The sequence below is a fragment of the Streptococcus suis genome (assembly GCF_019794555.1).
In the GTDB taxonomy this organism is placed as follows: domain Bacteria; phylum Bacillota; class Bacilli; order Lactobacillales; family Streptococcaceae; genus Streptococcus; species Streptococcus suis_AB.
This window is the reverse complement of sequence record NZ_JAIMEP010000014.1, coordinates 16,682-41,247: the sequence shown is the minus strand read 5'-3', so window position 1 is coordinate 41,247 and position 24,566 is coordinate 16,682. Positions and strand designations below refer to the sequence as shown.

The following is a 24,566-nucleotide window of genomic DNA, read 5'->3' as shown; positions in this document are numbered from 1 at the left end:
TATGGGATTATTTGATCGATTATTTGGACAAGAATCGCAGGAAGAAAAACAAGTTGAAGTTGGTGAAGAGTTAGAAACGCACCAGACGGCTGAAAATGAGCAAGTGGTTGTGGTTGCAACCGATTCTGATGATAGTTCATCTGAAGGCGGAGAAACTGTACCCTTGACTGCAGAAGAAGAAGCGCAAAAACAACGGACACTTGACATGATGGCCCAGTATTATGCGGCCAAAGAAGCAGCAGCTGCCCGCGTAAAAGAGGCGCAAGAAAAAGGTTTTGATCCTGCTATTCAGACAAAACCAAAAGAAGAGCCTGTTCCAGAAGTTGTACAAGAAGTACAGGAGAGTGAGCAAGATAAGTACCAGCGGACTTTAAAGAAAACAAGAACTGGATTTGGTGCAAGGCTCAATGAATTCTTTGCCAATTTCCGTTCAGTAGATGAGGAATTTTTCGAAGAGTTAGAAGAATTGTTGATTTTGTCAGATGTTGGTGTGCAAGTAGCTTCGACTCTGACTGAGGAGCTCCGCTATGAGGCTAAATTGCAAAATGCCAAAAAGACAGAGGAACTCCGTCGTGTCATCATTGAAAAATTGGTGGATATTTATGAAAAGGATGGTCAGTTTAGTGAGCAGATCAATTTCCAAGACGATTTGACAGTCATGCTCTTTGTCGGTGTCAATGGTGTTGGGAAGACGACTTCTATCGGTAAGTTGGCTTACAAATACAAGCAGGCTGGCAAGAAGGTCATGCTGGTTGCGGCGGACACCTTCCGTGCGGGGGCGGTAGCCCAGCTGGTCGAGTGGGGGCGCCGTGTCGATGTGCCTGTAGTCACAGGACCTGAAAAATCAGATCCAGCTAGTGTGGTCTTTGACGGTGTCCAACGTGCCGTGGCAGAAAGCGTAGATATTCTCATGATTGATACAGCTGGTCGCCTGCAGAATAAAGATAACCTCATGGCAGAGCTGGAAAAAATTGGTCGCATCATCAAACGGACTCTTCCTGATGCACCGCATGAAACCCTCTTAGCATTGGATGCTTCCACAGGTCAAAACGCTCTCAGTCAAGCTAAGGAATTTGCAAAGATTACACCGTTGACAGGTCTCGTCCTGACCAAGCTAGACGGAACAGCAAAAGGTGGAGTCGTCCTTGCTATCCGTCAGGAGTTGGATATTCCTGTTAAACTGATTGGTTTCGGTGAGAAAATCGATGATATCGGTGAGTTCAAATCTGAAGAGTTCATGCGTGGACTTTTGGAAGGATTGATATAGAATGAAAAAAGTAGTTAACTGAGATAGTTAGCTACTTTTTTGTTTTCATTTTTTCCGCAATAAAGCTTCTATCCAGTCTGGTGCATAGGCAGACGTACAGCCTTTGGGAACTTTCATATCGGCATAAACAGCGAGCTTTTGACCAATTGCAAGACCTTGTTCCAGGTAGTCGGGATAGGCAACGGCAATTTCCACCAAGCATTGGTTCATGGTCCATTGGATAAGCGGGTCTGCGGTTTGTAAATGCTGGCGAATATGGTCTAGAGTTTCTTCAATTTCTTGGTCTGTAGCGGTTTTTCTAGCAAAGTATTTGGCATGAAGGAACCAACCTAGGCGTTGAAAAATAGCTTGGTCTTGGGCAAGCAAATCTTCTTCCCAAACCCTACTGTCTTTTCGTTTGCTGAGAATGATAGAAGCCAGCTTATCGAGCACATTGACCGAAATTTGTTCATTGAGGCAATTCTCTAGGTCAGCTTGGGGAAGCTGGTCAGGCTTATTTTTTGCAATTTGAATAGCTAAATATTGTGCTTCTAGGACACCTGTTTGCCAGAGTGGAGCAAACAAGTCCAGTCGATTTTTATAAGCTTTTGCGATACTAGAAATAGCTCCCATTGGAACGCCGTAGTAGGGCTTGGTTTCGCCAATTTTTTCATAACGCTTGAGGGTGCCAGCGTGGCTGGCTGCTTCAAGTTGGTCGAGAATGATGTTAAATTCAGTCATAATTATCTCCGAAAAAAACTGGATTACTCCAGTTTTGTACATGATTTATTATAGGAGTCCACGCTCACGATACCACACATCAGGTGTCCATACCCACTTGCATCCGTAATGATCTAGTAAATCGAAGGCGGCCTGTGGCCCCATTGTCCCAGCAGGATAGGTATGCAATGGAACCTGATTACTTGACCAAATATCGATGACCCGGTCAATCAAACTCCAACTTGCTTTTACTTCTTCCCAATGGCTAAAATTAGTGGAATCGCCATTTAAGACATCGAAAAAGAGTTTTTCATAGGCTTCAGGTGAATTGCCAAGAGCAGTAGCATTGTGACGGAAGTTGAGTTTGGCAGGAGTAAGGGCAAAGTGCGAACCAACTTCTTTTCCATTTATGGACAACATAAAGCCTTCAGTAGGCTGAATATAGATTGTCAATACATTTGCTTCAGAAGGCTGGCCAAAAATATCTTCAGCATGTTTAAAGGTAATTGTAACACGAGTTCCTTTCTCGGTAAGTCGTTTACCTGTACGGAAGAAGAATGGTACATCGCGGAAACGGTCTGTATCGACAAAGAAGACACCGCTAGCAAATGTTTCAGTCTGTGAACCATTGGCAATATTTGGTTCATCTAGGTAGCTGACATAATCTTTCCCATCAATTGAACCTGCAGCATATTGGCCACGAATAAAGTTTTGTTTCAATTCTTCATCAGTTTGATGGCGAAGGTGTTGGAAAACCTTAATTTTCTCAGCTCGAACATCTTCTTCTTTGAAACTAGCTGGTTTATCCATTGCTAAAAGTGACAGAACTTGAAGTGCATGATTTTGTACCATATCTTTTAGTGCACCAGAATGATCATAGTAGCCACCACGGTCCTCAACCCCAATTGATTCAGCAAAAGTAATTTGGACATTATCGATATAATCACGGTTCCAGATATGTTCAAAAATAATATTGGCAAACCGAACTGCAAAGATATTTTGCACCATTTCTTTACCTAAGTAATGGTCGATACGATAGATTTGGTCTTCATTAAATGCAGCAGACAACTCATCATTGAGCTTCTCAGCAGTTGCAAGACTGGTGCCAAATGGTTTTTCAATAATCAAACGTTCAAAACCTTGTCCGTCAACAATCTGCTCTGATTTGAGATGTTTGGCAATTGTACCGAAAAATTCAGGGGCCATAGAAAGGAAGAAGACCTTGTTGTGCTGTGTATCGTATTTTTCACACAAGTCATCCTGCAATTTCCGTAATGCTACATAATGCTCTGTATCATTAACATCATGGCTTTGATAGTAGAAATGGCTGGCAAATTCATGGGCTTGGCGTGGAGTATCTGGTAAGTCTCCAAGTGATTCAATAACAGCTTGTTCAAAAAATTCTTTGGTCCATGGTCTTCGAGCTGTACCAATAACGGCAAAGTTTTCTCTGATATGTCCAGCCTTGTAGAGACGGAATAATGAAGGATAGAGTTTGCGTTTGGCAAGGTCGCCACTAGCACCAAAAATAGTAAACAATACATGTGATGACATAATTTCATTCCTATCTGTTGAGTATAAAAACTATTATAGCATAAATTGTCAGAAAATTCACTTTTAAGTCGAAATTATTAGAAAACACGGTAAACATATGGAGAGTCCGGTTGTTCAATCTGTACAATAGATTGCAATTCTAAAGTTGGAAGATTTTGTTTCAATGACGTATGGTAAGAAACCCTGATTGTGCCTTTGGCTTTAACCCAGGTGTTATTTGAAAATGGAGTATCAGAACCAGTAGAGAGCAGGCCATATACCCCTGAGTCTGCAATGCAGTGTATAATTCCGAAGCGGAAGATGAATTGTTGATGAGCATTGTCAGGATCATTATAGACAAAACCTACCATCTCAACAGTTTTTCCTGAAAATTCCGTAGGATAGTCATAGATTGCCTCCATCACCTCCATGTAATTTTCACTAGTGACAATAATCTGATCTTCAGCGAGGTAGTGATTGGCAATTTCACGCATCTGACTCTGATAGGCAGATTTTGTAAAATAAATAGAACTGTCTGGTTTGAGATACTGAACTGTCGTTCCTTCTTGCGTCTGAGTCATCGCATCATTCTCCGCAGCTAACGGGAAATGGTAGCCTTTTGCTGCGACAGTAGTTGAATCCAAGTTGACGGTCGGGAAAAGCCAGGCAACTAAAAGTGGTATCAATAAGAGGGCTACACTGGCAAACTTAGCTGATTTCTTTGACAAATGGCTGTGTGTCTCTATCTCTTTGACCCAAATATACAATTGTACAATAGCTAATATAAAGGACAAGACCATGGATAGAAATGCTAAGTAACTATAGTGTAAGTTAATGTATTGGTCTAATTTTCCAGAGACATAAAGATACATGGTCATCTCAAAATAGCCTGCAAGAATTAAAAATCGAATCATGCCATACCTCCAAGTAGGAGACTATACCCTAGAATGACTAGAGTTATAACCGAGATAAATCCAATAATAAATTTACCTGTAAAGTAATGTTTCATCATGAGTAAATTTTTGACATCAATCATTGGTCCGATGACCAAGAAGGCCATCACCGGAGCAAAGCCAAAACTTGATAAAAGAGATGCAGCGATGAAGGCATCTGCCTCTGAGCAAAGGGAAAGAAGAAAGGCCAATAACATCATCAGCAGAATGGCAGATAAAGGATTGTGACCAATGGTCGTCAGGACAGCAGTTGGAATATAAACCTGAACCAAACTAGCAAAAAGGCAACCGAAAACCAGATAGCGACCCGTATCAAAAAATTCATCAATAGCATGAATAAGTGCAAAACCGACTTTTTGCCAGCTTGTCTTATTGGAATAATCATGTTGGTGATGGCTTAACTTATTTTCTTTCAGTATCGGATTTTTCACAAAGAAACCTAGAATGATCCCCAAAACAACGGAAACTAGGATTGCTCCTAAGGCACGATACGTGGCAAAAAGCATAGAATTACCAAATGCAGTATACGTTGCAAATAGTACAATGGGATTGATTACAGGAGCAGTAACTAGAAATGGGATAGCTGTATATTGGGGAACTTTTTTCTCCAATAATCGATTGACGATTGGAACAATCCCACATTCGCAGGAAGGAAAAATAAAACCAATAAAGGTGCCAAATAAAATGGCAAGAAACCTATTTTTGGGAAGGAGTTTATGTACTTTTTCAGGGGTGATAAACACATCAATAAAACCAGAAATCAATGATCCAATCAAAACAAAGGGTAGGGCTTCAATGATAATAGACAGGAAAATAGCCCCCGCCTGCAGGACGGAGGTAGGCAGTTGATTAAAACCAAACATACTATTTATCATCCTGCTTCAACTTGTTTTTTCCGGAATTTATTTTTGATTTTGGATCGGGATACTCAATTTCTTCTAGATTTTCAAATGAAGCAAATTCTTCAAGCATTTTTTCTAAATCATCTTGTCGTTTATATGTTACAGCCATGGGGCACCTCCAAAAATTCTATATGCTCATTATACCTTTTTTACCCAAAAATATCTAAAAGAATCTGATTGATTTGAAGTCCAAAATATACTTAGCAACTTCAAATCATGTTATAATACTCTTATGGAAACAAGAATAACAGAATTAGTTAGCTTGCTGAATCAGTATGCTAAAGAATATTATCAATTGGATAGACCAAGTGTATCGGATGCCGAATACGACCAGCTCTATCGTGAGTTAGTTGAGCTTGAAACAGCACATCCAGAACTGATTTTACCAGATAGCCCAACCCATCGAGTGGGTGGGAAAGTTTTAGATGGTTTTGAGAAATATAGCCATGTTTATCCTCTTTTTAGTCTGCAGGATGCTTTTTCGCGTGCAGAATTAGAAACATTTGATCAGCGTGTACGCAAGGAATTTCCACAGGCAAGTTATATTTGTGAGCTGAAGATTGATGGTCTGTCCATCTCCCTTACCTATGAAGCTGGAAAACTTGTTGTTGGAGCTACACGCGGGGATGGTAGTATTGGTGAAAATATTACTGAGAATTTAAAACGTGTAGCTGATATTCCTTTGACCTTGCCCGAGGCGATTGATATTACCGTTCGAGGGGAATGTTATATGCCCAAAGCTTCTTTTGCTCGTGTTAACAAACAACGTGAAGAGGCTGGAGAAGCTGAGTTTGCTAACCCTAGAAATGCCGCTGCAGGAACCCTCCGTCAATTAGATACAGCTGTCGTTGCTCAACGTGGACTTGCTACCTTCCTTTATCAAGAGGCGAGTCCATCTGATGCAGTCAGTCAATCAGAGGTTCTTCATAAGCTAGATACCCTTGGTTTTACGACAAATCACGATTATCATTTGGCAAATACCATTGATGATGTGTGGGAGTTTATTGAAAAAATGGCAGAGCGCCGAGATGATCTCCCCTATGAGATTGATGGCATAGTCATTAAAGTAAATGATTTAGCTGCACAAGAAGAGTTGGGTTTTACGGTCAAGGCACCACGATGGGCTGTTGCCTATAAATTCCCAGCCGAGGAAAAGGAAGCTGAAATCTTGTCGGTTGATTGGACTGTTGGTCGTACGGGTGTCGTAACTCCAACTGCAAACCTAAGTCCTGTTCAACTGGCAGGAACGACGGTCAGTCGAGCGACCTTGCACAACGTAGACTATATCGCCGAAAAAGATATTCGTATTGGTGATACAGTTATTGTATATAAAGCAGGAGACATTATTCCAGCAGTGCTGAAAGTGGTGGACAAGTATCGTACCATTCAAGAACCGATGCCTATCCCAACTATCTGTCCAAGTTGTGCTGGTATCCTACAACATTATGAAGATGAAGTTGCCCTGCGCTGTATCAATCCTTTGTGTCCTAGTCAGTTGATGAGTAAGTTGGAACATTTTGCTAGTCGTGATGCCATGAATATTGCAGGATTGGGAACGTCTATCGTTGAAAAATTGTTCTTGTCACAATTAGTTCATGATGTTGCAGATATTTATCAATTAACAGTCACCGATTTACTCACTGTAGATGGGTTTAAGGAAAAATCAGCTGAAAAATTATATCAAGCGATCCAAAGTTCCAAATCAAATTCATCGGAGCGTCTCTTGTTTGGTTTGGGAATTCGTCATGTTGGTAGCAAAGTAAGTAAAATATTATTGGAAAAATTTGGCGATTTAGAATCGTTAGCAAGAGCTGATCAAGATACTATTGCCTCGTTAGAAGGATTAGGACAAGTCATTGCAAAGTCAATTACAACTTATTTTGCTAGTCAAGGAGCTCAACAACTTTTAGACGAACTTAAGGAAGTTGGGGTAAACTTAGCTTATCTTGGACAGGTAGCAGATGAAAATGCTGCCTTATCCGGTATGACAGTTGTATTAACGGGCAAATTGGAAAGAATGAAACGCAATGAGGCTAAGGCTAAATTAGAATCCTTAGGAGCGAATGTAGCTGGCTCAGTTTCTAAGAAAACAAATCTTGTTGTCGCAGGAACGGATGCTGGTAGTAAATTGGCCAAGGCACAAGAACTCGGGATTGAAATAAAAGATGAGGCTTGGCTAGAAAACCTTTAAAAGGAATGAAAGATGAAAAAAAGAAAACGTGCGCGATTGATTTATAATCCGACTTCGGGTCAGGAAATTATGAAAAAAAATGTAGCAGAAGTATTACACATTTTTGAAGGTTATGGATATGATACATCTGCTTTTCAAACTACTCCTGAGCCAGATTCTGCAAAAAATGAAGCAAAAAGAGCCGCACTTGATGGATTTGATTTAATCATTGCTGCAGGTGGTGATGGTACTATTAATGAAGTGGTCAATGGCATTGCTCCACTTGAAAAAAGGCCTAAAATGGCTATTATTCCTACTGGAACAACAAATGACTACGCGCGTGCATTGAAAATTCCAAGAGGAAATCCAGTCGAGGCAGCAAAGATAATTGGTAAGAAGCAGACCATTTTAATGGATATTGGCTTAGCAAAAAATAAAAAAAATGGTACTCAACAAGAGCATTATTTTATAAATATTGCAGCTGCTGGAACCTTGACTGAGCTTACTTATAGCGTTCCAAGTCAGCTTAAGACGATGTTTGGCTATTTGGCATATGTGGTAAAAGGGGCCGAGTTGTTACCAAGAGTTCAATTTACACCAGTTCGAGTGAAGCATGATCAAGGGGTGTTTGAAGGATCTGTATCCTTAATTTTTGTAGCCCTTACCAACTCAATTGGAGGTTTTGAACAAATTGTTCCAGATGCAAAATTAGATGATGGTAATTTTACACTCTTGATGGTTAAAACAGGCAACTTATTTGAAATTTTGCATTTGATTCGTCAGGTTTTAGATGGTGGAAAACATATCGACAGTAACTTAATTGAGTACATTAAGACTAAGAGTTTGTCAATAGAAAACCTTCAATCTACAAACAGATTGATGATTAATTTGGATGGTGAGTTTGGAGGAGATGCGCCAGTTGAACTGGAGAATTTAGCAAATCATATTGAATTCTTTGCAGACACAGACCTTGTATCAGATGATGCCATCACACTCGATATGGATCAAATCAATCGAGAAAAAATGGCTAAACGATTTATTGAAGAATCTGATCATATGGATGAAACTATTAAATAGGAAGAAAAGATGAAAAGTCTTTTCTTTTTTTTTTAGAAATGCGAATTAAACGCTTCCAATAGCGATATTTTCTTGACAAATAGGTGTTTTAGGAGTATCCTTACATGGTATTAAATTTTAAAAGGAGAATTCGTTATGAATTTAGGCGCATTGGCCCTTGGTTTGGCCTGTCTTGGTGTAAGTATCGGTGAGGGACTGTTGGTAGCTTCTTATCTTAGTTCGTCTGCACGTCAACCAGAAATGCAAAGTAAATTGATGTCTGGTGTTTTCTTGGGTGTTGCCTTTATCGAGGGAACTTTCTTCGTCACTTTGGCTATGACGTTTGTCTTGAAATAGTAGAAAATAGAGAAATAGAAAAGGGGGGAACCTCAATTGGAAGAAACTTTAAGTCCAACCCTTACCCTTGGTCCCGTAACCTTTGACCTGACCATGGTATTGGTTTCAGTCATTACCATTTCGGTTATTTTCTTACTTGTGTTTTGGGCTAGTCGTCGGATGGAACTTAAGCCAAAAGGAAAACAAAATGTTTTGGAATATGTTTACGAACTAACCGTCAACTTTACAAAAGGAAACCTTGGTGATGAGGAAGCAAAGCGCTATTCTTTGTTTTTCTTTACAGTTTTCACTTTTCTTTTGCTTGCCAATAATTTGGGATTAATGACGAAGTTGGAAACACCAGAGGGACAAAATTTGTGGACTTCTCCAACGGCTAATATGGCATACGACTTTGGTCTTGCTGGTATAGCAATACTTTTTTGTCATTTTGAAGGGATTCGCCGCCGTGGCTTTAAAGAATACCTTAAATCTTTTGTGACACCTTGGGCGATGGCTCCAATGAATATTTTGGAAGAAGTGACCAATCTTGTGTCGCTTGCTCTTCGTTTATATGGTAATATTTATGCCGGTGAAGTGCTTGTTTCTCTTCTTCTACAATTATCTCAACAAAATGCATTTGCATACCCAATAGCCTTTGTTCTAAACATTGTTTGGACAGGTTTCTCTGTATTTATTTCATGTTTACAGAGTTATGTATTTGTTATGTTGGTATCTATGTATCTGAACAAGAAAATCAATGGAGAGAGTGAGTAAGAGAGGGATAAATAATGACGACACAAATTACAATGCAGGCAAGTACTGTACTAGGAAATTTTATCCTCGTTACAGCATCTTTTGCAGTTTTAATTATTTTAATTCGTGTATTCGCTTGGAATAAAATTACTGGAATTTTTGAAGAACGTGAAAATAAGATTGCAGGTGATATTGATGCGGCTGAAGAAAAATTAGCAGTTGCAGCTAACCTTGTGAAACAACGCGAAGATGAATTAGTGCAAGGCCGTATTGAAGGACAAAAAATCATTCAAGACGCAGTAGAACGTGCTAAATTGGAGAAAAAGCGAATTCTTGAACAGGCTGAAGTTGAAGTGCAAGGCTTGAAAACAAAAGCACAAATGGAAATTGAAGCTGAAAAACGTGAGGTTCAAGAAACACTTCGTGTTCAAGTTGCTAATTTGGCAGTTGATATTGCAGGAAAAATTATTTTTGAAGATTTGGATCAACAGGCACACAGCAATTTGATTGATCGGTATTTGGACAAATTAGGAGACAAGTAGATGAACGCTAGAGAAAATGCCATCGTGCAAAAATATGCTCTATCATTTGTTGAAAAAGTCAGTGACAGTTCAGAAATTTGGAACATGTATGATCAGATTTCTGAGTTGATAACTATCATTCATGATAGTAAATTGAACCGTCTCTTATTGTCGGCTACAGTTTCAAGAGAAGAAAAAGCAGCTTTTGTACGCACTGTTCGTCAATCTAGTTATTGGCAAATCAATGATTTAATTGAAGATGTGATTCAAGATGGACATGCAGATTTACTTCTGGAAACTCTTGAACGAGCTCAACTTCAAATCAGTAAATTAAAAAATGAGTTTGATGCATATATTGCATCAGTTTATCCATTAACGGAACAACAAAAATCTCGTTTACGTCAATTAGTCGAGGAACGGTTTGGTTTGCGTGTCCGTAATATTGTTGAAGAACAGGATGCTTCATTATTGGGTGGTTTTGTTTTGACCATTAACCATAAAGTAATTGATGCAAGTGTTCGTACACAATTAAAGGATGTTAGAAAAAAACTATAGAAAGTGGTGTTCTTTTGATAAATGCACAAGAAATTAGCGCTTTACTAAAACAACAAATCGAAGAGTTTCAACCTGACTTTGATTATACAGAGACTGGTGTAGTTACCTACATTGGTGATGGTATTGCACGTGCGCAAGGTCTTGATAATGCCATGAGTGGAGAGCTATTAATCTTTGAAAATGGCACCATTGGTATGGCTCAGAACTTGGAGACAAATGACGTCGGTATCATTATTCTTGGCGGATTTACAGATATTCGTGAGGGTTCTGTTGTCCGTCGTACAGGTAAAATCATGGAAGTACCGGTCGGGTCTGGATTGATTGGTCGTGTCATTAATCCTTTGGGGCAACCAGTCGATGGATTGGGCGAAATTCGTACAAGCAAAACTCGTCCGATTGAAAATCCTGCACCAGGTGTTATGCAACGTAAATCAGTAACTGAACCCCTTCAAACAGGTCTTAAAGCGATTGACGCCTTGGTACCAATTGGTCGTGGACAACGTGAGTTGATTATCGGTGACCGTCAAACAGGTAAAACTTCTGTAGCTATTGATGCTATCTTGAACCAAAAAGGTCAAGATATGATTTGTATCTATGTAGCAATCGGTCAAAAAGAATCTACAGTTCGTACTCAAGTAGAAACACTTCGTCAATATGGCGCGTTAGATTATACTATTGTTGTGACAGCATCTGCTTCACAACCATCCCCATTACTTTTCTTGGCACCTTATGCTGGGGTTGCAATGGCGGAAGAATTTATGTATGAAGGCAAACATGTTTTGATTGTCTATGATGATTTATCAAAACAAGCGGTAGCATATCGTGAATTGTCTCTCTTGCTTCGTCGTCCTCCAGGTCGTGAAGCATATCCAGGGGATGTATTCTACTTGCACAGTCGTTTATTGGAACGTTCTGCAAAAGTTTCTGATGAATTGGGTGGAGGTTCCATTACAGCCTTGCCATTTATTGAAACACAAGCTGGTGATATCTCTGCTTATATCGCAACCAACGTGATTTCCATTACAGATGGACAAATTTTCTTAAAAGATGATTTGTTTAACTCTGGTATTCGTCCAGCGATTGATGCCGGATCTTCTGTATCACGTGTTGGTGGTTCCGCTCAAATTAAAGCCATGAAAAAGGTTGCTGGTACCCTTCGTATCGATTTGGCTTCTTATCGTGAATTGGAAGCATTTACGCAATTTGGTTCTGATTTGGATGCAGCAACACAAGCAAAACTCAATCGTGGTCGTCGTACAGTGGAAGTTTTGAAACAACCATTGCACAAACCACTTCCAGTTGAAAAACAGGTTTTGATTTTGTATGCTTTGACAAATGGATATTTGGATTCAGTTCCGATTGATGATATTTTAGCATTTGAAGAAGAGTTGTATGCATACTTTGATTTGCACTATGATAATCTTTTGGATGTCATTCGTACAACGAAAGATCTTCCAGATACGGATGAGTTGAATACTGCTATTCAAACATTCAAAGACCAATCAATCTTTAAATAAAGGAGTCTAGGATGGCAGGTTCTCTTAATGAAATTAAATCAAGAATAGCATCAACCAAGAAAACCAGTCAAATCACAGGTGCCATGCAGATGGTTTCTGCATCAAAGTTGGCGAAATCAGAGCAGTTGGCGAAATCATTTCAGATTTATGCTAGTAAAGTTCGGGCGATTACGACGGATTTGTTACGTGGTGAACTAATGACATCAGATACTAGCAATCCGATGCTCATTCGGCGTCCGATTCAAAAAGTGGGTTATATTGTCATCACCTCAGATAGCGGTTTAAAAGGTTCTTATAATTCTAGTATTTTAAAAGCTGTTATGGAAATGATTGATCAGGACCATCAGTCAAATGAAGAGTTTGAGATTATTGCTATTGGAGAGATGGGTGCTGATTTTTTCCGTGCACGTGGTATCAACCCTGTGTTTGAATTACGTGGAATTGCTGATAACCCTAGCTTTGAAGAAGTCCAAAAAATCATTTCTAAATCTGTAGAAATGTATAAAAATGAGCTGTTTGATGAACTTTATGTTTGTTACAATCATCATGTAAATAGTTTGACTAGCCAGGTACGTGTACAGCAAATGCTTCCTGTTGAAGATTTAGACCATAATGAAGTAGATGGCTATACGGCGACATTTGAATTGGAACCAAATCGTGAAATGATATTGGACCAATTGTTGACTCAATATGCAGAATCAACCATTTACGGGGCACTTTTGGATGCTAAAACTGCTGAAAATGCTGCTGGTATGACTGCGATGCAGACTGCGACAGATAATGCGAAGAATGTTATTTCGGATTTAACAATTCAATACAATAGGGCGCGTCAGGCTGCTATTACTCAGGAAATCACTGAGATTGTTGCCGGCGCATCAGCCCTTGAGTAGGTTAGAAAAAGAGGAAATAGAATGAGTTCAGGTAAAATTACTCAGGTTGTTGGTCCTGTTGTAGACGTCGCGTTTGCAGCAGAAGATAAACTTCCTGAGATTAACAATGCACTTGTTGTATATAAAAATGATGATTCTAAACAAAAAGTTGTGCTAGAAGTTGCACTGGAGCTTGGTGACGGGGTTATTCGGTCAATTGCTATGGAATCAACTGACGGTTTGACTCGTGGAATGGAAGTACTTGACACAGGTCGTCCGATTTCAGTACCTGTTGGTAAAGAGACTCTGGGTCGTGTCTTTAACGTTTTAGGGGATACAATTGACCTTGAGGAACCGTTTCCGTCAGATTTTGAGCGTGAACCGATTCACAAAAAGGCTCCTTCATTTGATGAATTATCGACTTCAAATGAAATTTTAGAAACAGGTATTAAAGTTATTGACCTTTTAGCTCCTTATCTTAAAGGTGGTAAAGTTGGACTTTTCGGTGGTGCCGGTGTTGGTAAGACAGTTCTTATCCAAGAATTGATTCATAACATCGCTCAAGAACATGGTGGTATTTCTGTATTTACTGGTGTTGGTGAGCGTACTCGTGAAGGGAATGACCTTTACTGGGAAATGAAAGAGTCTGGTGTTATTGAAAAAACAGCCATGGTCTTTGGTCAGATGAATGAGCCACCAGGCGCACGTATGCGTGTTGCCCTTACTGGTTTGACGATAGCTGAATATTTCCGTGATGTTGAAGGTCAAGACGTTCTCTTATTTATTGATAATATTTTCCGTTTCACTCAAGCAGGTTCAGAAGTGTCAGCCCTCTTGGGGCGTATGCCTTCAGCCGTTGGTTATCAGCCAACCCTTGCTACTGAGATGGGACAATTGCAAGAACGGATTACTTCAACTAAGAAGGGTTCTGTAACTTCTATTCAGGCGATTTACGTTCCTGCGGATGACTATACTGACCCTGCTCCAGCAACAGCGTTTGCCCATTTGGATTCTACAACCAACTTGGAGCGTAAGTTGACTCAATTAGGTATTTATCCAGCGGTTGATCCATTAGCATCATCTTCTCGTGCCTTGGCTCCTGAAGTTGTAGGTGAGGAGCACTATGCTGTAGCGATGGAAGTAAAACGTGTTCTTCAACGTTACCAAGAATTGCAAGATATTATTGCCATTCTCGGTATGGATGAATTGTCTGATGAGGAAAAGACTTTAGTTGGTCGTGCACGTCGGATTCAATTCTTCTTGTCTCAAAACTTTAACGTTGCTGAACAATTTACAGGTATGCCAGGTTCCTACGTTCCTGTTGCAGAAACCGTTAAAGGATTTAAGGAAATTTTAGATGGTAAACATGATCATTTACCTGAAGATGCTTTCCGAAATGTTGGTTCAATTGAGGATGTAGTCGCTAAAGCTGCTAAAATGAAATACTAGAGGTGGCATATGGCACATATGACTGTTCAAGTAGTGACACCAGATGGAATAAAATATGATCACCATGCAGCCTTTGTTTTGGTTAAAACCAAAGAGGGGGAATTGGGGATTTATCCAGGTCACTTAGAATTGATTGCTGTTTTAGAAATTGATGAGATGAAAGTACGTCGTGTTGATGATGAAAACCACGTGGATTGGATTGCAGTCAATGGTGGTATCATCGAAATCAACAAAGATTTGATAACAATTGTCTCTGATTCTGCTGAGAGGGAACGAGACATTGATATTAGTCGTGCGGAACGTGCGAAGTTACGCGCAGAGCGTGAATTAGAAGAAGCTCAGAACGCTCGAAATATTGATATGGAAAAACGTGCCGCAGTTGCACTTCAACGGGCAATCAACCGTATTCGTGTTGGGAAACATTGATAAAATTGGGATTGAACTTGGTTCAGTTCCTTTTTTTAATTTCATGGTATAATGGAAATATGATACAATCAATTTTACAATTTATAAGTCATCTACTCTTTATTTATATAAGTTATCATCTATTGATAACGACAGTAGATTGGGAACGATGGTTAAAAGTAACGGGAGATAATCAGCCAAAAATCAACATGCTGATATTATTTATTGCTATTGCATTAGGTTATTTAGTCTCAACTTTCTTTTTAGAGTTGTTACTAATTGGACGTTCTTTTGCAACTATGTCTTAATAGGTTAAGAAGAGGGAAGTGAATGGAAACAATCATTGTTAAAGGAAGTCAGGCTGGATTAAAGGGTCAAGTTGAGATTGAGGGTGCAAAAAATGCAGTTCTACCCTTGTTAGCAGCGACAGTTTTGGCAAGTAAGGGTCAGACTCAGCTGACACAAGTACCGATTTTATCTGATGTGTTCACAATGAACAATGTTGTTCGTGGTTTGGGTGTTCGTGTAAAATTTGACGAGGAAACGAAGACAATTGATGTTGATGCGACTGGAAAATTAGGTAGTGAAACTCCCTATAAATATGTTAGTCAAATGCGTGCATCCATTGTCATTCTTGGTCCAATTTTAGCTCGTAATGGCTATGCGAAAGTATCTATGCCGGGTGGTTGTACAATCGGAAGTCGTCCAATTGATCTTCATTTGAAAGGTCTACAAGCGATGGGCGCAAGAATTAAGCAACGGGCTGGTTACATTGAAGCCAGTGCGGAGGCCTTGCAAGGTGCTCATATTTATCTTGATTTTCCAAGTGTCGGTGCGACACAAAATTTGATGATGGCTGCAACGCTTGCTCATGGTACGACAATACTTGAAAATGCTGCGCGCGAACCTGAAATCGTTGATTTGGCTATTTTTCTGAATAAGATGGGTGCGAATGTTAAGGGAGCAGGTACTGAGACAATTACCATTACGGGTGTAGAAGAATTGGTAGGAGCAGAGCATCAAGTTGTTCAAGACCGTATCGAAGCAGGTACATTTATGGTGGCTGCTGCTATGACCGGTGGAGATGTTTTGATTAAGGATGCAGTCTGGGAGCACAATCGTCCGCTTATTTCTAAAATGGTAGAAATGGGAGTTGAAGTAACGGAAGAAGGAGAAGGGATTCGAGTGCGTTCACAAGTGGACAAACTCAAACCTGTAACAGTAAAAACCCTACCACACCCTGGCTTTCCGACTGACATGCAGGCCCAGTTTACAGCATTAATGGCAGTTGCAAAAGGTGAGTCAACCATGATTGAAACGGTGTTTGAGAATCGTTTCCAGCATTTGGAAGAAATGCGACGTATGGATTTGCATTCGGAAATTTTACGAGATACAGCTATTATCACGGGAGGACAAGCTCTGCAAGGTGCTCAGGTTATGTCTACTGATTTACGAGCAAGTGCAGCCTTGATTTTAGCTGGATTAGTTGCGGAAGGGGAAACAATTGTTGGAAAGTTAACGCATCTTGATCGTGGTTATTATCGTTTTCATGAAAAATTAGCTGCCTTAGGTGCGTCAATTGAGCGTGTGAGTGGAGAAGGTGAAAATGGATAAGGAAAATCTTGGCATTGTGGGTAAAAATTTACTCTTGGTAGTGATAATTTTACTGCTTGCAATTTTAATATTTGCCTTTGGGCTGATGGTTGGATACGGAGTCGTAGGTGATGGTGACAATATGTTTTCAATATTATCGGTAGAAAAATGGCAAGAATTCATTTCTAAATTTACTGGAAAGTAGGCTAGCCCTGCTTTTTTAATGGAGATTTTATGGCGAAGAAAAATGTAAAAAAACAAGCAATGAGTCTGCTCAGCTTATTGGCTACGATTGTTGTAGTAGCGGGTGGCTATCTTTTAAGCGATAACAAGAGCAGTAACGTTGCTGATTTTTCCTATTATGTCAATCAGTCTAAGGCAAGTGAAGGCACACCTAGTCAGGAACTGGCTAGTTCGGTATTGACAGAAGATGTAAAAAAGCAACTGGGGAATTCGATTGAGTGGAATGGTGCTGGAGCATTTATTATTAACGGGAATCAAACGGATTTAGATGCATCGGTTGCCAGTGTTCCTTATGGTGATAATAAGACAAAAACAGTCCAGGGAGAAACGGTTCCAACAGTAGCCAATGCGCTTTTAGCCAAATCTACACGTCAGTATAAGGACCGCGAAGAAACAGGAAATGGTCGAACTTCTTGGACACCTGCGGGTTGGCATCAGATCCATGATTTAACTGGAGAATATGACCATGCAGTGGACCGTGGTCACCTACTAGGTTATGCTTTGATTGGTGGATTGTCTGGCTTTGATGCTTCAACCAGCAATCCTAAGAATATTGCAGTTCAAACAGCTTGGTCCAACCAAGCCAACGATCAAACTTCAACTGGGCAGAATTATTTTGAAAGTCAGATTCGGCGGGCCTTGGATAAAAATAAGCGTGTCCGCTATCGTGTGACTTTGGTGTATGCTGAGAGTGAAGACCTTGTTCCTGTCGGAAGTCATCTAGAGGCAAAAGCAGCAGATGGTAGCCTAGAGTTCAATGTGTTCGTTCCAAATGTTCAGAGCGGTCTCAGTATCAACTATCGTAGTGGGGAAATTACGGTGAATGAGTAAAGAAATCAATTGCCAAAAACTCTTATTTTTGATAAAATATTTTTAATTGAATAGAAGTCTGTGAGACTAGTACACCTATGGAAACTGTCCAGGGAGTTGAGCCGTGACTGCAAGCTCAATCAGTGAAAGTTGGTCGAATTCACTCACACAAGGACTTAGAACCTTTATTCACTAATATAAGTACTTCACTTGTGAAGACCGGTTCTTAGAAGCAAGGTCTGCCTAGCAGATGAAAACGGATGGTACCGCGTGACAACGCTCCGATACGAGTGGTGTCATGCGTTTTTTTTTATTGGAGGAATTATGTCAAACATTGAACAACAGTTGGCTGAATTAAGCCAAACTACACTTGAAAAGTTAAAAGAAATCCAGCACCAAGGAGAAAAAGAACTTCAAGACCTGCGTGTTGCGGTTTTGGGCAAAAAAGGGTCCTTGACTGACTTGTTGAAAGGCTTGAAAGACCTGTCTAGCGATATGAAACCAATCGTTGGTAAGCAGGTCAATGAGGTGCGTGATGTGCTGACAGCTGCTTTTGAAGAAACCGCTCAGAAGGTTGCAGCCGCAAAAATTCAACAGCAACTAGCTTCAGAAACCATTGATGTGACCTTGCCAGGTCGTCAGGTTAAGGTCGGAAAACGTCATGTCTTGACCCAGACTTCTGAAGAAATCGAAGATATTTTCTTGGGCATGGGCTTCCAAATCGTTGACGGATTTGAAGTGGAAAAAGATTACTACAACTTTGAGCGCATGAATTTGCCAAAAGACCACCCAGCACGTGATATGCAAGATACCTTCTACATCACAGAAGAAATCCTTATGCGGACCCATACGTCACCTGTTCAGGCACGGACCATGGACCAGCATGATTTCTCAAAAGGTGCCTTGAAGATGATTTCGCCAGGACGTGTTTTCCGTCGTGATACGGACGATGCGACCCACAGCCACCAGTTCCACCAGATTGAAGGTTTGGTTGTCGGTGAAAATGTATCCATGGGTGATCTCAAAGGTACGCTTGAAATGATCATCAAGAAAATGTTTGGTGAAGAGCGTCAGATTCGCCTGCGTCCATCATACTTCCCATTCACTGAGCCTTCTGTTGAGGTGGATGTTTCCTGCTTCAAGTGTGGCGGTGACGGCTGTAATGTATGTAAGAAAACAGGCTGGATAGAAATCCTCGGTGCCGGTATGGTACACCCACAAGTATTGGAAATGAGTGGCATTGACTCAACCAAGTACTCTGGCTTTGCCTTCGGTCTTGGTCAGGAACGTATTGCCATGCTTCGCTACGGTATCAATGACATTCGTGGATTCTATCAAGGCGATGTACGATTCTCGGAGCAGTTTTGATGTGAGACCTGTTTCTGATACTGAAAGTATCTAGAAACAGGACGGTAGCCGCTCTAGCGGTCTACCTACTCCCCTCACTAGGTTCAAGGTTGAAAAATATGTCGTTTTCAACCTTGAACCGTCGTAATCTCGCACTATTTAAGGTGTGGGAATCGCTGCTCTGCGATTTTCCTAGTCCAGTTAGAAATGAGAGGCAATGAAATGCAGATTGATCCTATACGTTTGGAAGAGGTTTCCGTTTTGCAGGAGCTGGCTAAGCAGACCTTTGCTGAAACCTTTGCTCATGACAATGATCCAGAGGAGTTGGAAGCATTCTTCGAGGAAGCCTACTCCTTGGAGGTCTTGACTAGTGAGTTATCGGATCCCAACTGCCAGCACTATTTTCTAAGAATAGATCATCAGATAGCTGGTTATCTTAAGCTCAACCAAGGTTCTGCCCAGACGGAGCAGGAGTTGGAAAATGCCTTTGAAATCCAGCGTATCTATCTCTTGCAGGCCTATCAAGGTCGCGGTCTTGGGAAGGTCTTGTTTGAATTTGCTTTGGAAAAAGCAGAGCAGTCTAGTTGTGACTGGGTCTGGCTGGGAGTTTGGGAACATAATTACAAGGCTCAGAAATTCTATTCCAAATACGGATTTGAAAAATTTGGCCAGCATGAATTTGCGGTCGGTGATAAGATTGATGTGGATTGGCTACTGAAACGGCCTTTGCACCAGAAAGGATAATATGTTAGTAAGTTATAAATGGTTAAAAGAATTGGTTGACTTTGATGCGACAAGCCATGACTTGTCTGAAAAAATGTCAACAACAGGAATTGAAGTAGAAGGGGTTGAGCAAAAGAGTGCTGGCCTTTCTAAGTTGGTTGTCGGGCAGGTTGTGTCTGCTGAGTCCATTCCAGATACTCACCTCAATATTTGTCAGGTAAATGTGGGCGAAGCAATCACGCAAATTGTTTGCGGTGCTCCAAATGTCAAGCCAGGTATCAAGGTAATCGTTGCTCTGCCAGGAGCTCGTATCGCTGGCAACTACAAGATCAAGAAAGGTAAAATCCGCGGCGTTGAATCCTTGGGCATGCTCTGCTCATTGGGCGAAATCGGCGTGTCCGACTCTGTGGTGCCAAAAGTCTATGCGGACGGTATCTACCATTTGCCGGAAGATGCAGTCGTGGGTGAGCCAGTCTTTTCATACCTGGACCTCGACGACGAGATTATCGAGCTGTCTATCACGCCAAACCGTGCCGACGCCCTCTCTATGCGTGGCGTGGCTCATGAAGTGGCAGCTATCTATGACAGCAAGGTCAACTTCAAGCCTGTGGTCTTGGAGGAAAGTGACAAGAAGGCCAGCGATGTGATTGAAGTGGCCATTGAGTCAGACAAGGTGACTGCCTACACGGCTCGTGTCATTGAAAATGTGACTATCGCACCAAGTCCACAGTGGTTGCAAAACCTGCTCATGAACGCAGGTATTCGCCCGCTTAACAACGTGGTTGACATCACCAACTACATCTTGCTTTACTTTGGTCAGCCAATGCACGCCTTTGACTTTGATAAGTTTGATGGCAAGAAAATCGTGGCTCGCCAGGCAAAAGAGGGTGAGAACTTGGTAACTCTTGACAGCGAAGAGCGTGACTTGATTGCCGATGACATCGTCATTTCCGTTGGGGACAAGGCAGTTGCCCTTGGTGGTGTCATGGGTGGTGCCAATACAGAGATTGACAACAACTCTAAGACCGTCGTGCTGGAAGCTGCCCTCTTTGACGGCAAGTCTATCCGCAAGACCTCAGGTCGCCTCAACCTTCGCTCTGAGTCCTCTTCTCGCTTTGAAAAAGGCATCAACGTAGCAACTTTGACGGAGGCTATGGACACAGCAGCTGCTATGATTGCGGAACTGGCTGGCGGTCAGGTCTTGTCTGGTATCGTCGCTACGGGTAGCGTGGACACTTCGGACGTCCCAGTCACTGCAACCATTGATTACGTTAACCGCTCGCTCGGGACCAAGCTCGACTATGCACAAATCGCAGACATTTTCCGTCGTTTAGGTATGGACACAACTGGCGATGCAAGTCAGTTTACAGTCGCAGTACCACGTCGTCGTTGGGACATTCGCATTCCAGCAGACCTGGTAGAGGAAATCGCTCGTATCTATGGTTACAATAATCTGCCGACCACTCTTCCAAAAGAGGACGGAACAGCAGGTGAGTTGACCCTGACCCAGAACATCCGTCGCCAAGTACGTAGTCTGGCAGAAGGTGCAGGCCTGACAGAAATTATTTCTTACGCTCTGACAACACCTGACAAGGCTGTGGAGTTTGCGGCTCGTCCAACCACTGTGACCGAACTCATGTGGCCGATGACCGTTGACCGCTCTGCCCTTCGTCAAAACATGGTGTCTGGTATGCTGGAAACAGTAGCCTATAACGTGGCTCGTAAGAACAAGAATTTGGCCCTCTACGAAATCGGAAAAATCTTTGAACAGTCTGGCAATCCAAAAGAGGACCTGCCACAAGAAATCAACAAGTTTGCCCTTGTCTTGACTGGTTTGGTAGCTGAGAAAGACTTCCAAACACCAGCTGTGCCAGTTGATTTCTTCCATGCTAAAGGTATCTTGGAAGCTATCTTTGGTCACTATAAGTTGACGGTTGATTTTGTAGCCACAAGTGAGATTGCGGCCTTGCACCCAGGTCGGACAGCTGAAATCCATTTGAATGGGGCGGTTATCGGCTTTGTCGGTCAGGTACATCCTCAAACGGCCAAGGACTACGGTATTCCTGAGACTTATGTGGCTGAAATCAATCTGGATGCGATTGAAGAAGCTCTCCAGCCTGCTCAGCCATTTACCGAAATCTCTAAATTCCCAGCGGTTAGCCGTGATATTGCCCTGCTTTTGAGCAGCGATGTCAAGCATCAGGATGTCCTGGATGCCATTGCTGGTGCTGGCGTGAAACGTTTGACCAAAGTGACCCTCTTTGACATCTATTCAGGTAGCAACATTGAGGCTGGTAAGAAGTCTATGGCTTATAACCTGACCTTCCAAAATCCTACGGATAGCCTGACGGATGAAGAAGTAGCTAAGTATATGGAAAAAATTAGTAAGGCTTTGGTAGAGCTTGGGGCTGAGATTCGTTAAACTTTAGTCTTTCATTTTATCTTTAATGACGTTGGTGAGATAGAAAACATGATTCAATGAATAACTCATTGTCAAATCGATTATGCTCCAATAAAAGATAGACTACAGACTTATAATGAGAAAATATAAAGATATGCTAGCATACAAATTGTGTTCTAGCATATCTTTTTTATTTCAAAGTACTAAAATTTATAAACTGTGTTATATTAAACTGTATTATTATTGACTATTATAAATAAGCATGTGATTATTTATAGTAAATTTTATAGATTTCATTGAGAAACTATTATAAAATAGTTTCAAAAATCACTTGACAAAAGGATTCGGGGGGGGGGGTATAATAAAAGTGATACATATTTAAAGGAGATTATTATGGTTTTTAGAAAAACTGCAAACGAATATGTTAAAAGCCCTGTTGGAGTCATTTCAGACTATTCTGGATTAGCTGATACCGTTATTGATAGTCAAGGAAATGTTTATCAAATGGATGGCTTGAATTATATTAAGATTGGTTATGATATTCCTGCATTGGATGCTTATGTCAAGTATATTCCAAAAATTGGTTTTGGTGTAGCTGTGGCAAATGCTTTTGCTCCGAAATGGGGGAAACGTGAGGATAGAAGCTGGCTTGAGATTATTATTGGATTTATAATAGCTCTCTATGTTTTACTTGCGTTTGAAATTTTCTCTTGGATTGGCTATCAACTTCTAACACAGTTTGCTAAACCGATTCTAAGCTTTACGGAAGATAAACTATATCTTAGAAAATTTTTACCTTGTGTTTGGTTCATGGAGTCACCTGATAAGAATCAGATGTCTATTGCTAGAGGAGCTGTTATGTTTCTTCCCTATCTAATACTTTTCATCATCTGGTGTAATCTACTATCAGCAGGTGTGTTAGAAGGTGTGGGAGCCATCGCTTTAATTGTTCCGATTTTTACAATTATTTCTGCAGTTGCGACTTTTGTAAACTACAAAATTAATAAATCAAACCTAATTTAAGGAGAGAGCATGAAGGAACAATTTTCAATAGACGCACAAGGGCATCAATTAAATAGTCTATCGAATTACCATTTACAGTCTGTTATTTCGATGTCTATCGCAGAACGACTACCTTTAGAGAGTGCTTTGAATACATTTTATTATTCTTTTGAAAGAGGGAAGTACAATATATATGTTGAAAAAGTAGGTTTATCCAACTACCGAATTTCTAATGAAAAGCTAGGCGCAATTTTACCTTTTACTCAAGAGGAAGTTGAGTCTGCGATTCATGAAAAAATAAGTCGTGAAAAAGCGGAATGTCAGAATGTGTTTGATGAAGTTGGAAAATCCTGGAAAGAGAATAGCAAACTATTTTACGATAATCTTAAGGAAGAAGACCCGAATCAATTTTTCAATTGGGCTTTGAAAGAAGTTGAAAATAGCAATACTTTCGGATGTCTCTCTGGGATTATATTATCTTGCTTAGGTGGATTATTTTTATTTTATCTAGTTTATTATTTCCTATATGGACATTCACCTATTGAATATTTAGGATGGATTACTGAACCTTTGAGATATTTTCTTTCGGGTAATACACCATACGAAGGATACTACACAGCGGTATTACTGTTTTTCTTAGGTTTTATTTTCCTATCATTTGTTTCTTTAATTGTAATGTTACCATTGAATCGTAAGCTTTTTATTAACCCTCAAATTGAACTTTTAGCACGTAAAAAAGCTAAACAAGTTGCTAAAGAGCGCTATAACAAATCTAAAGAGTTGTTAAGAGAATACCATCAGGATTTTTCCGGATTTTATGTTAATGATATTTTCCAACAATTGATTCCTTCTGCGATTCCAAAGGATTATTACTATCCTCTCAGTAAAAAATATAAAGCTGCTATAGATTTAATGTTTGAACTCCGTAGCTGGGAAAGTTCTTTTTCAAAGGAAACTTTCGATACTGTATTTGAACAATATAGAGAATATCAAGAAGTATTTTCGGAGTACATTATTCGTTTAAAAAATGGTTCTAGTATGCTTGCACAAATACCAACTACTTATCATGAATCAGAAAAACTCTCCAAAATTTGGATGTTATTAAACGAAGGAAGAGCAGATACTTGGAAAGAAAGTGTTAATTTGATGAGAACTGATGCATTCCAAGAAAGCATGTTAGAAGCAATTAGAAATACTTATCAATCAGTAGAGAGACTAACTAACCAATTATATATTCAAGGTCAAGAATTGCGCACAACACTTGAACAGTCTATTTTGCAACAACAAAAACATTTTGAATCGATTGAATCCTCAAATCGTCAACGGAATCATCTTTTAGCAAAAAATAATGAGCTTATTGAGTCTCAAAATATTATTACTAGTAATTTGTTAATTGCAGAATTAATTACAAAATGACAGATTAAAATAGAGTAATCATAATATTTGCATAAAAACGAGCAAT

Annotated in this window: 25 protein-coding genes; 20 read left to right on the top strand and 5 right to left on the bottom strand. The window is 40.3% G+C overall.

Annotated features, from left to right (window positions below; genetic code table 11):
• Window position 1: 1 nt before the first annotated feature.
• Window positions 2–1,267, top strand: a complete 1,266-nt coding sequence (gene ftsY, locus K6V48_RS07150; protein WP_222368744.1) for a signal recognition particle-docking protein FtsY — start codon at window positions 2–4, stop codon at window positions 1,265–1,267.
• 45 nt (window positions 1,268–1,312) lie between these two features.
• Here the strand turns inward: ftsY and K6V48_RS07145 are convergent, their stop codons facing one another.
• From K6V48_RS07145 to K6V48_RS07125, 5 genes are all read right to left on the bottom strand, one after another.
• The gene (locus K6V48_RS07145) at window positions 1,313–1,987 is read right to left on the bottom strand and encodes a DNA alkylation repair protein (RefSeq protein ID WP_172054875.1); all 675 of its coding nucleotides are present in this window, start codon (window positions 1,985–1,987) and stop codon (window positions 1,313–1,315) included.
• Window positions 1,988–2,035: 48 nt separating this feature from the next.
• Complete coding sequence (gene zwf / locus K6V48_RS07140; RefSeq protein WP_222368742.1) at window positions 2,036–3,520, bottom strand: glucose-6-phosphate dehydrogenase; 1,485 nt, start codon at window positions 3,518–3,520, stop codon at window positions 2,036–2,038.
• 77 nt (window positions 3,521–3,597) lie between these two features.
• Complete coding sequence (locus tag K6V48_RS07135) at window positions 3,598–4,413, bottom strand: TIGR03943 family putative permease subunit (protein ID WP_222368740.1); 816 nt, start codon at window positions 4,411–4,413, stop codon at window positions 3,598–3,600.
• A complete protein-coding gene (locus K6V48_RS07130) occupies window positions 4,410–5,315 on the bottom strand; it encodes a permease (RefSeq protein WP_222368738.1) in 906 nt (301 codons plus the stop codon). The genes K6V48_RS07135 and K6V48_RS07130 overlap by 4 nt, the downstream gene beginning before the upstream one ends.
• A gap of 1 nt (window position 5,316) precedes the next feature.
• A complete protein-coding gene (locus tag K6V48_RS07125) occupies window positions 5,317–5,463 on the bottom strand; it encodes an SPJ_0845 family protein (RefSeq protein WP_172024885.1) in 147 nt (48 codons plus the stop codon).
• A gap of 123 nt (window positions 5,464–5,586) precedes the next feature.
• Between K6V48_RS07125 and ligA the strand changes: the two genes are divergently transcribed.
• The 19 genes from ligA (at window position 5,587) to K6V48_RS07030 (ending at window position 24,520) form a co-directional block, all read left to right on the top strand.
• Entirely contained in the window at window positions 5,587–7,545 is a 1,959-nt protein-coding gene (gene ligA, locus K6V48_RS07120) for an NAD-dependent DNA ligase LigA (RefSeq protein ID WP_222368736.1), read from the top strand.
• Window positions 7,546–7,557: 12 nt separating this feature from the next.
• Complete coding sequence (locus tag K6V48_RS07115) at window positions 7,558–8,601, top strand: diacylglycerol kinase family lipid kinase (RefSeq protein WP_024392332.1); 1,044 nt, start codon at window positions 7,558–7,560, stop codon at window positions 8,599–8,601.
• A 135-nt stretch (window positions 8,602–8,736) separates the two neighbouring features.
• Window positions 8,737–8,937, top strand: a complete 201-nt coding sequence (locus tag K6V48_RS07110) for a F0F1 ATP synthase subunit C (RefSeq protein WP_024392331.1) — start codon at window positions 8,737–8,739, stop codon at window positions 8,935–8,937.
• Between the two features lie 36 nt (window positions 8,938–8,973).
• On the top strand, window positions 8,974–9,690 hold the full coding sequence (atpB, locus tag K6V48_RS07105; protein WP_024392330.1) for a F0F1 ATP synthase subunit A: 717 nt from the start codon (window positions 8,974–8,976) through the stop codon (window positions 9,688–9,690).
• A gap of 14 nt (window positions 9,691–9,704) precedes the next feature.
• A complete protein-coding gene (gene atpF, locus K6V48_RS07100; protein ID WP_172041072.1) occupies window positions 9,705–10,211 on the top strand; it encodes a F0F1 ATP synthase subunit B in 507 nt (168 codons plus the stop codon).
• Window positions 10,212–10,745 carry a F0F1 ATP synthase subunit delta gene (locus K6V48_RS07095; RefSeq protein ID WP_024392328.1) on the top strand — a complete coding sequence of 178 codons (534 nt, stop codon included), beginning with the start codon at window positions 10,212–10,214 and terminating at the stop codon, window positions 10,743–10,745.
• Window positions 10,742–12,262 (top strand): F0F1 ATP synthase subunit alpha, encoded by a 1,521-nt coding sequence (gene atpA / locus K6V48_RS07090; protein WP_032512110.1) that lies wholly within the window; start codon window positions 10,742–10,744, stop codon window positions 12,260–12,262. The genes K6V48_RS07095 and atpA overlap by 4 nt, the downstream gene beginning before the upstream one ends.
• 11 nt (window positions 12,263–12,273) lie before the next feature.
• Entirely contained in the window at window positions 12,274–13,152 is an 879-nt protein-coding gene (locus K6V48_RS07085) for a F0F1 ATP synthase subunit gamma (protein WP_222368734.1), read from the top strand.
• 21 nt (window positions 13,153–13,173) lie between these two features.
• Window positions 13,174–14,580 (top strand): F0F1 ATP synthase subunit beta, encoded by a 1,407-nt coding sequence (atpD, locus tag K6V48_RS07080; protein WP_222368733.1) that lies wholly within the window; start codon window positions 13,174–13,176, stop codon window positions 14,578–14,580.
• A 9-nt stretch (window positions 14,581–14,589) separates the two neighbouring features.
• A complete protein-coding gene (locus K6V48_RS07075; protein ID WP_024392324.1) occupies window positions 14,590–15,006 on the top strand; it encodes a F0F1 ATP synthase subunit epsilon in 417 nt (138 codons plus the stop codon).
• Window positions 15,007–15,065: 59 nt separating this feature from the next.
• Window positions 15,066–15,293, top strand: coding sequence for a DUF1146 family protein (locus K6V48_RS07070; RefSeq protein ID WP_032538280.1), 228 nt, complete (start codon window positions 15,066–15,068; stop codon window positions 15,291–15,293).
• 22 nt (window positions 15,294–15,315) lie between these two features.
• The gene (murA, locus tag K6V48_RS07065) at window positions 15,316–16,599 is read left to right on the top strand and encodes a UDP-N-acetylglucosamine 1-carboxyvinyltransferase (RefSeq protein ID WP_024403736.1); all 1,284 of its coding nucleotides are present in this window, start codon (window positions 15,316–15,318) and stop codon (window positions 16,597–16,599) included.
• The gene (locus K6V48_RS07060; RefSeq protein WP_024403735.1) at window positions 16,592–16,783 is read left to right on the top strand and encodes a DNA-directed RNA polymerase subunit beta; all 192 of its coding nucleotides are present in this window, start codon (window positions 16,592–16,594) and stop codon (window positions 16,781–16,783) included. Before murA ends, K6V48_RS07060 begins: the two co-directional genes overlap by 8 nt.
• A gap of 29 nt (window positions 16,784–16,812) precedes the next feature.
• On the top strand, window positions 16,813–17,652 hold the full coding sequence (locus K6V48_RS07055; RefSeq protein WP_024403734.1) for a DNA/RNA non-specific endonuclease: 840 nt from the start codon (window positions 16,813–16,815) through the stop codon (window positions 17,650–17,652).
• 303 nt (window positions 17,653–17,955) lie between these two features.
• Entirely contained in the window at window positions 17,956–18,999 is a 1,044-nt protein-coding gene (gene pheS, locus K6V48_RS07050; protein WP_024392320.1) for a phenylalanine--tRNA ligase subunit alpha, read from the top strand.
• 201 nt (window positions 19,000–19,200) lie between these two features.
• Window positions 19,201–19,722, top strand: a complete 522-nt coding sequence (locus K6V48_RS07045; protein WP_172041703.1) for a GNAT family N-acetyltransferase — start codon at window positions 19,201–19,203, stop codon at window positions 19,720–19,722.
• Between the two features lies 1 nt (window position 19,723).
• Window positions 19,724–22,123, top strand: coding sequence for a phenylalanine--tRNA ligase subunit beta (gene pheT / locus K6V48_RS07040; protein WP_222368731.1), 2,400 nt, complete (start codon window positions 19,724–19,726; stop codon window positions 22,121–22,123).
• Window positions 22,124–22,495: 372 nt separating this feature from the next.
• Window positions 22,496–23,125, top strand: coding sequence for a hypothetical protein (locus tag K6V48_RS07035; protein WP_222368729.1), 630 nt, complete (start codon window positions 22,496–22,498; stop codon window positions 23,123–23,125).
• A 9-nt stretch (window positions 23,126–23,134) separates the two neighbouring features.
• Window positions 23,135–24,520, top strand: coding sequence for a hypothetical protein (locus K6V48_RS07030; RefSeq protein ID WP_222368727.1), 1,386 nt, complete (start codon window positions 23,135–23,137; stop codon window positions 24,518–24,520).
• Window positions 24,521–24,566 lie beyond the last annotated feature (46 nt).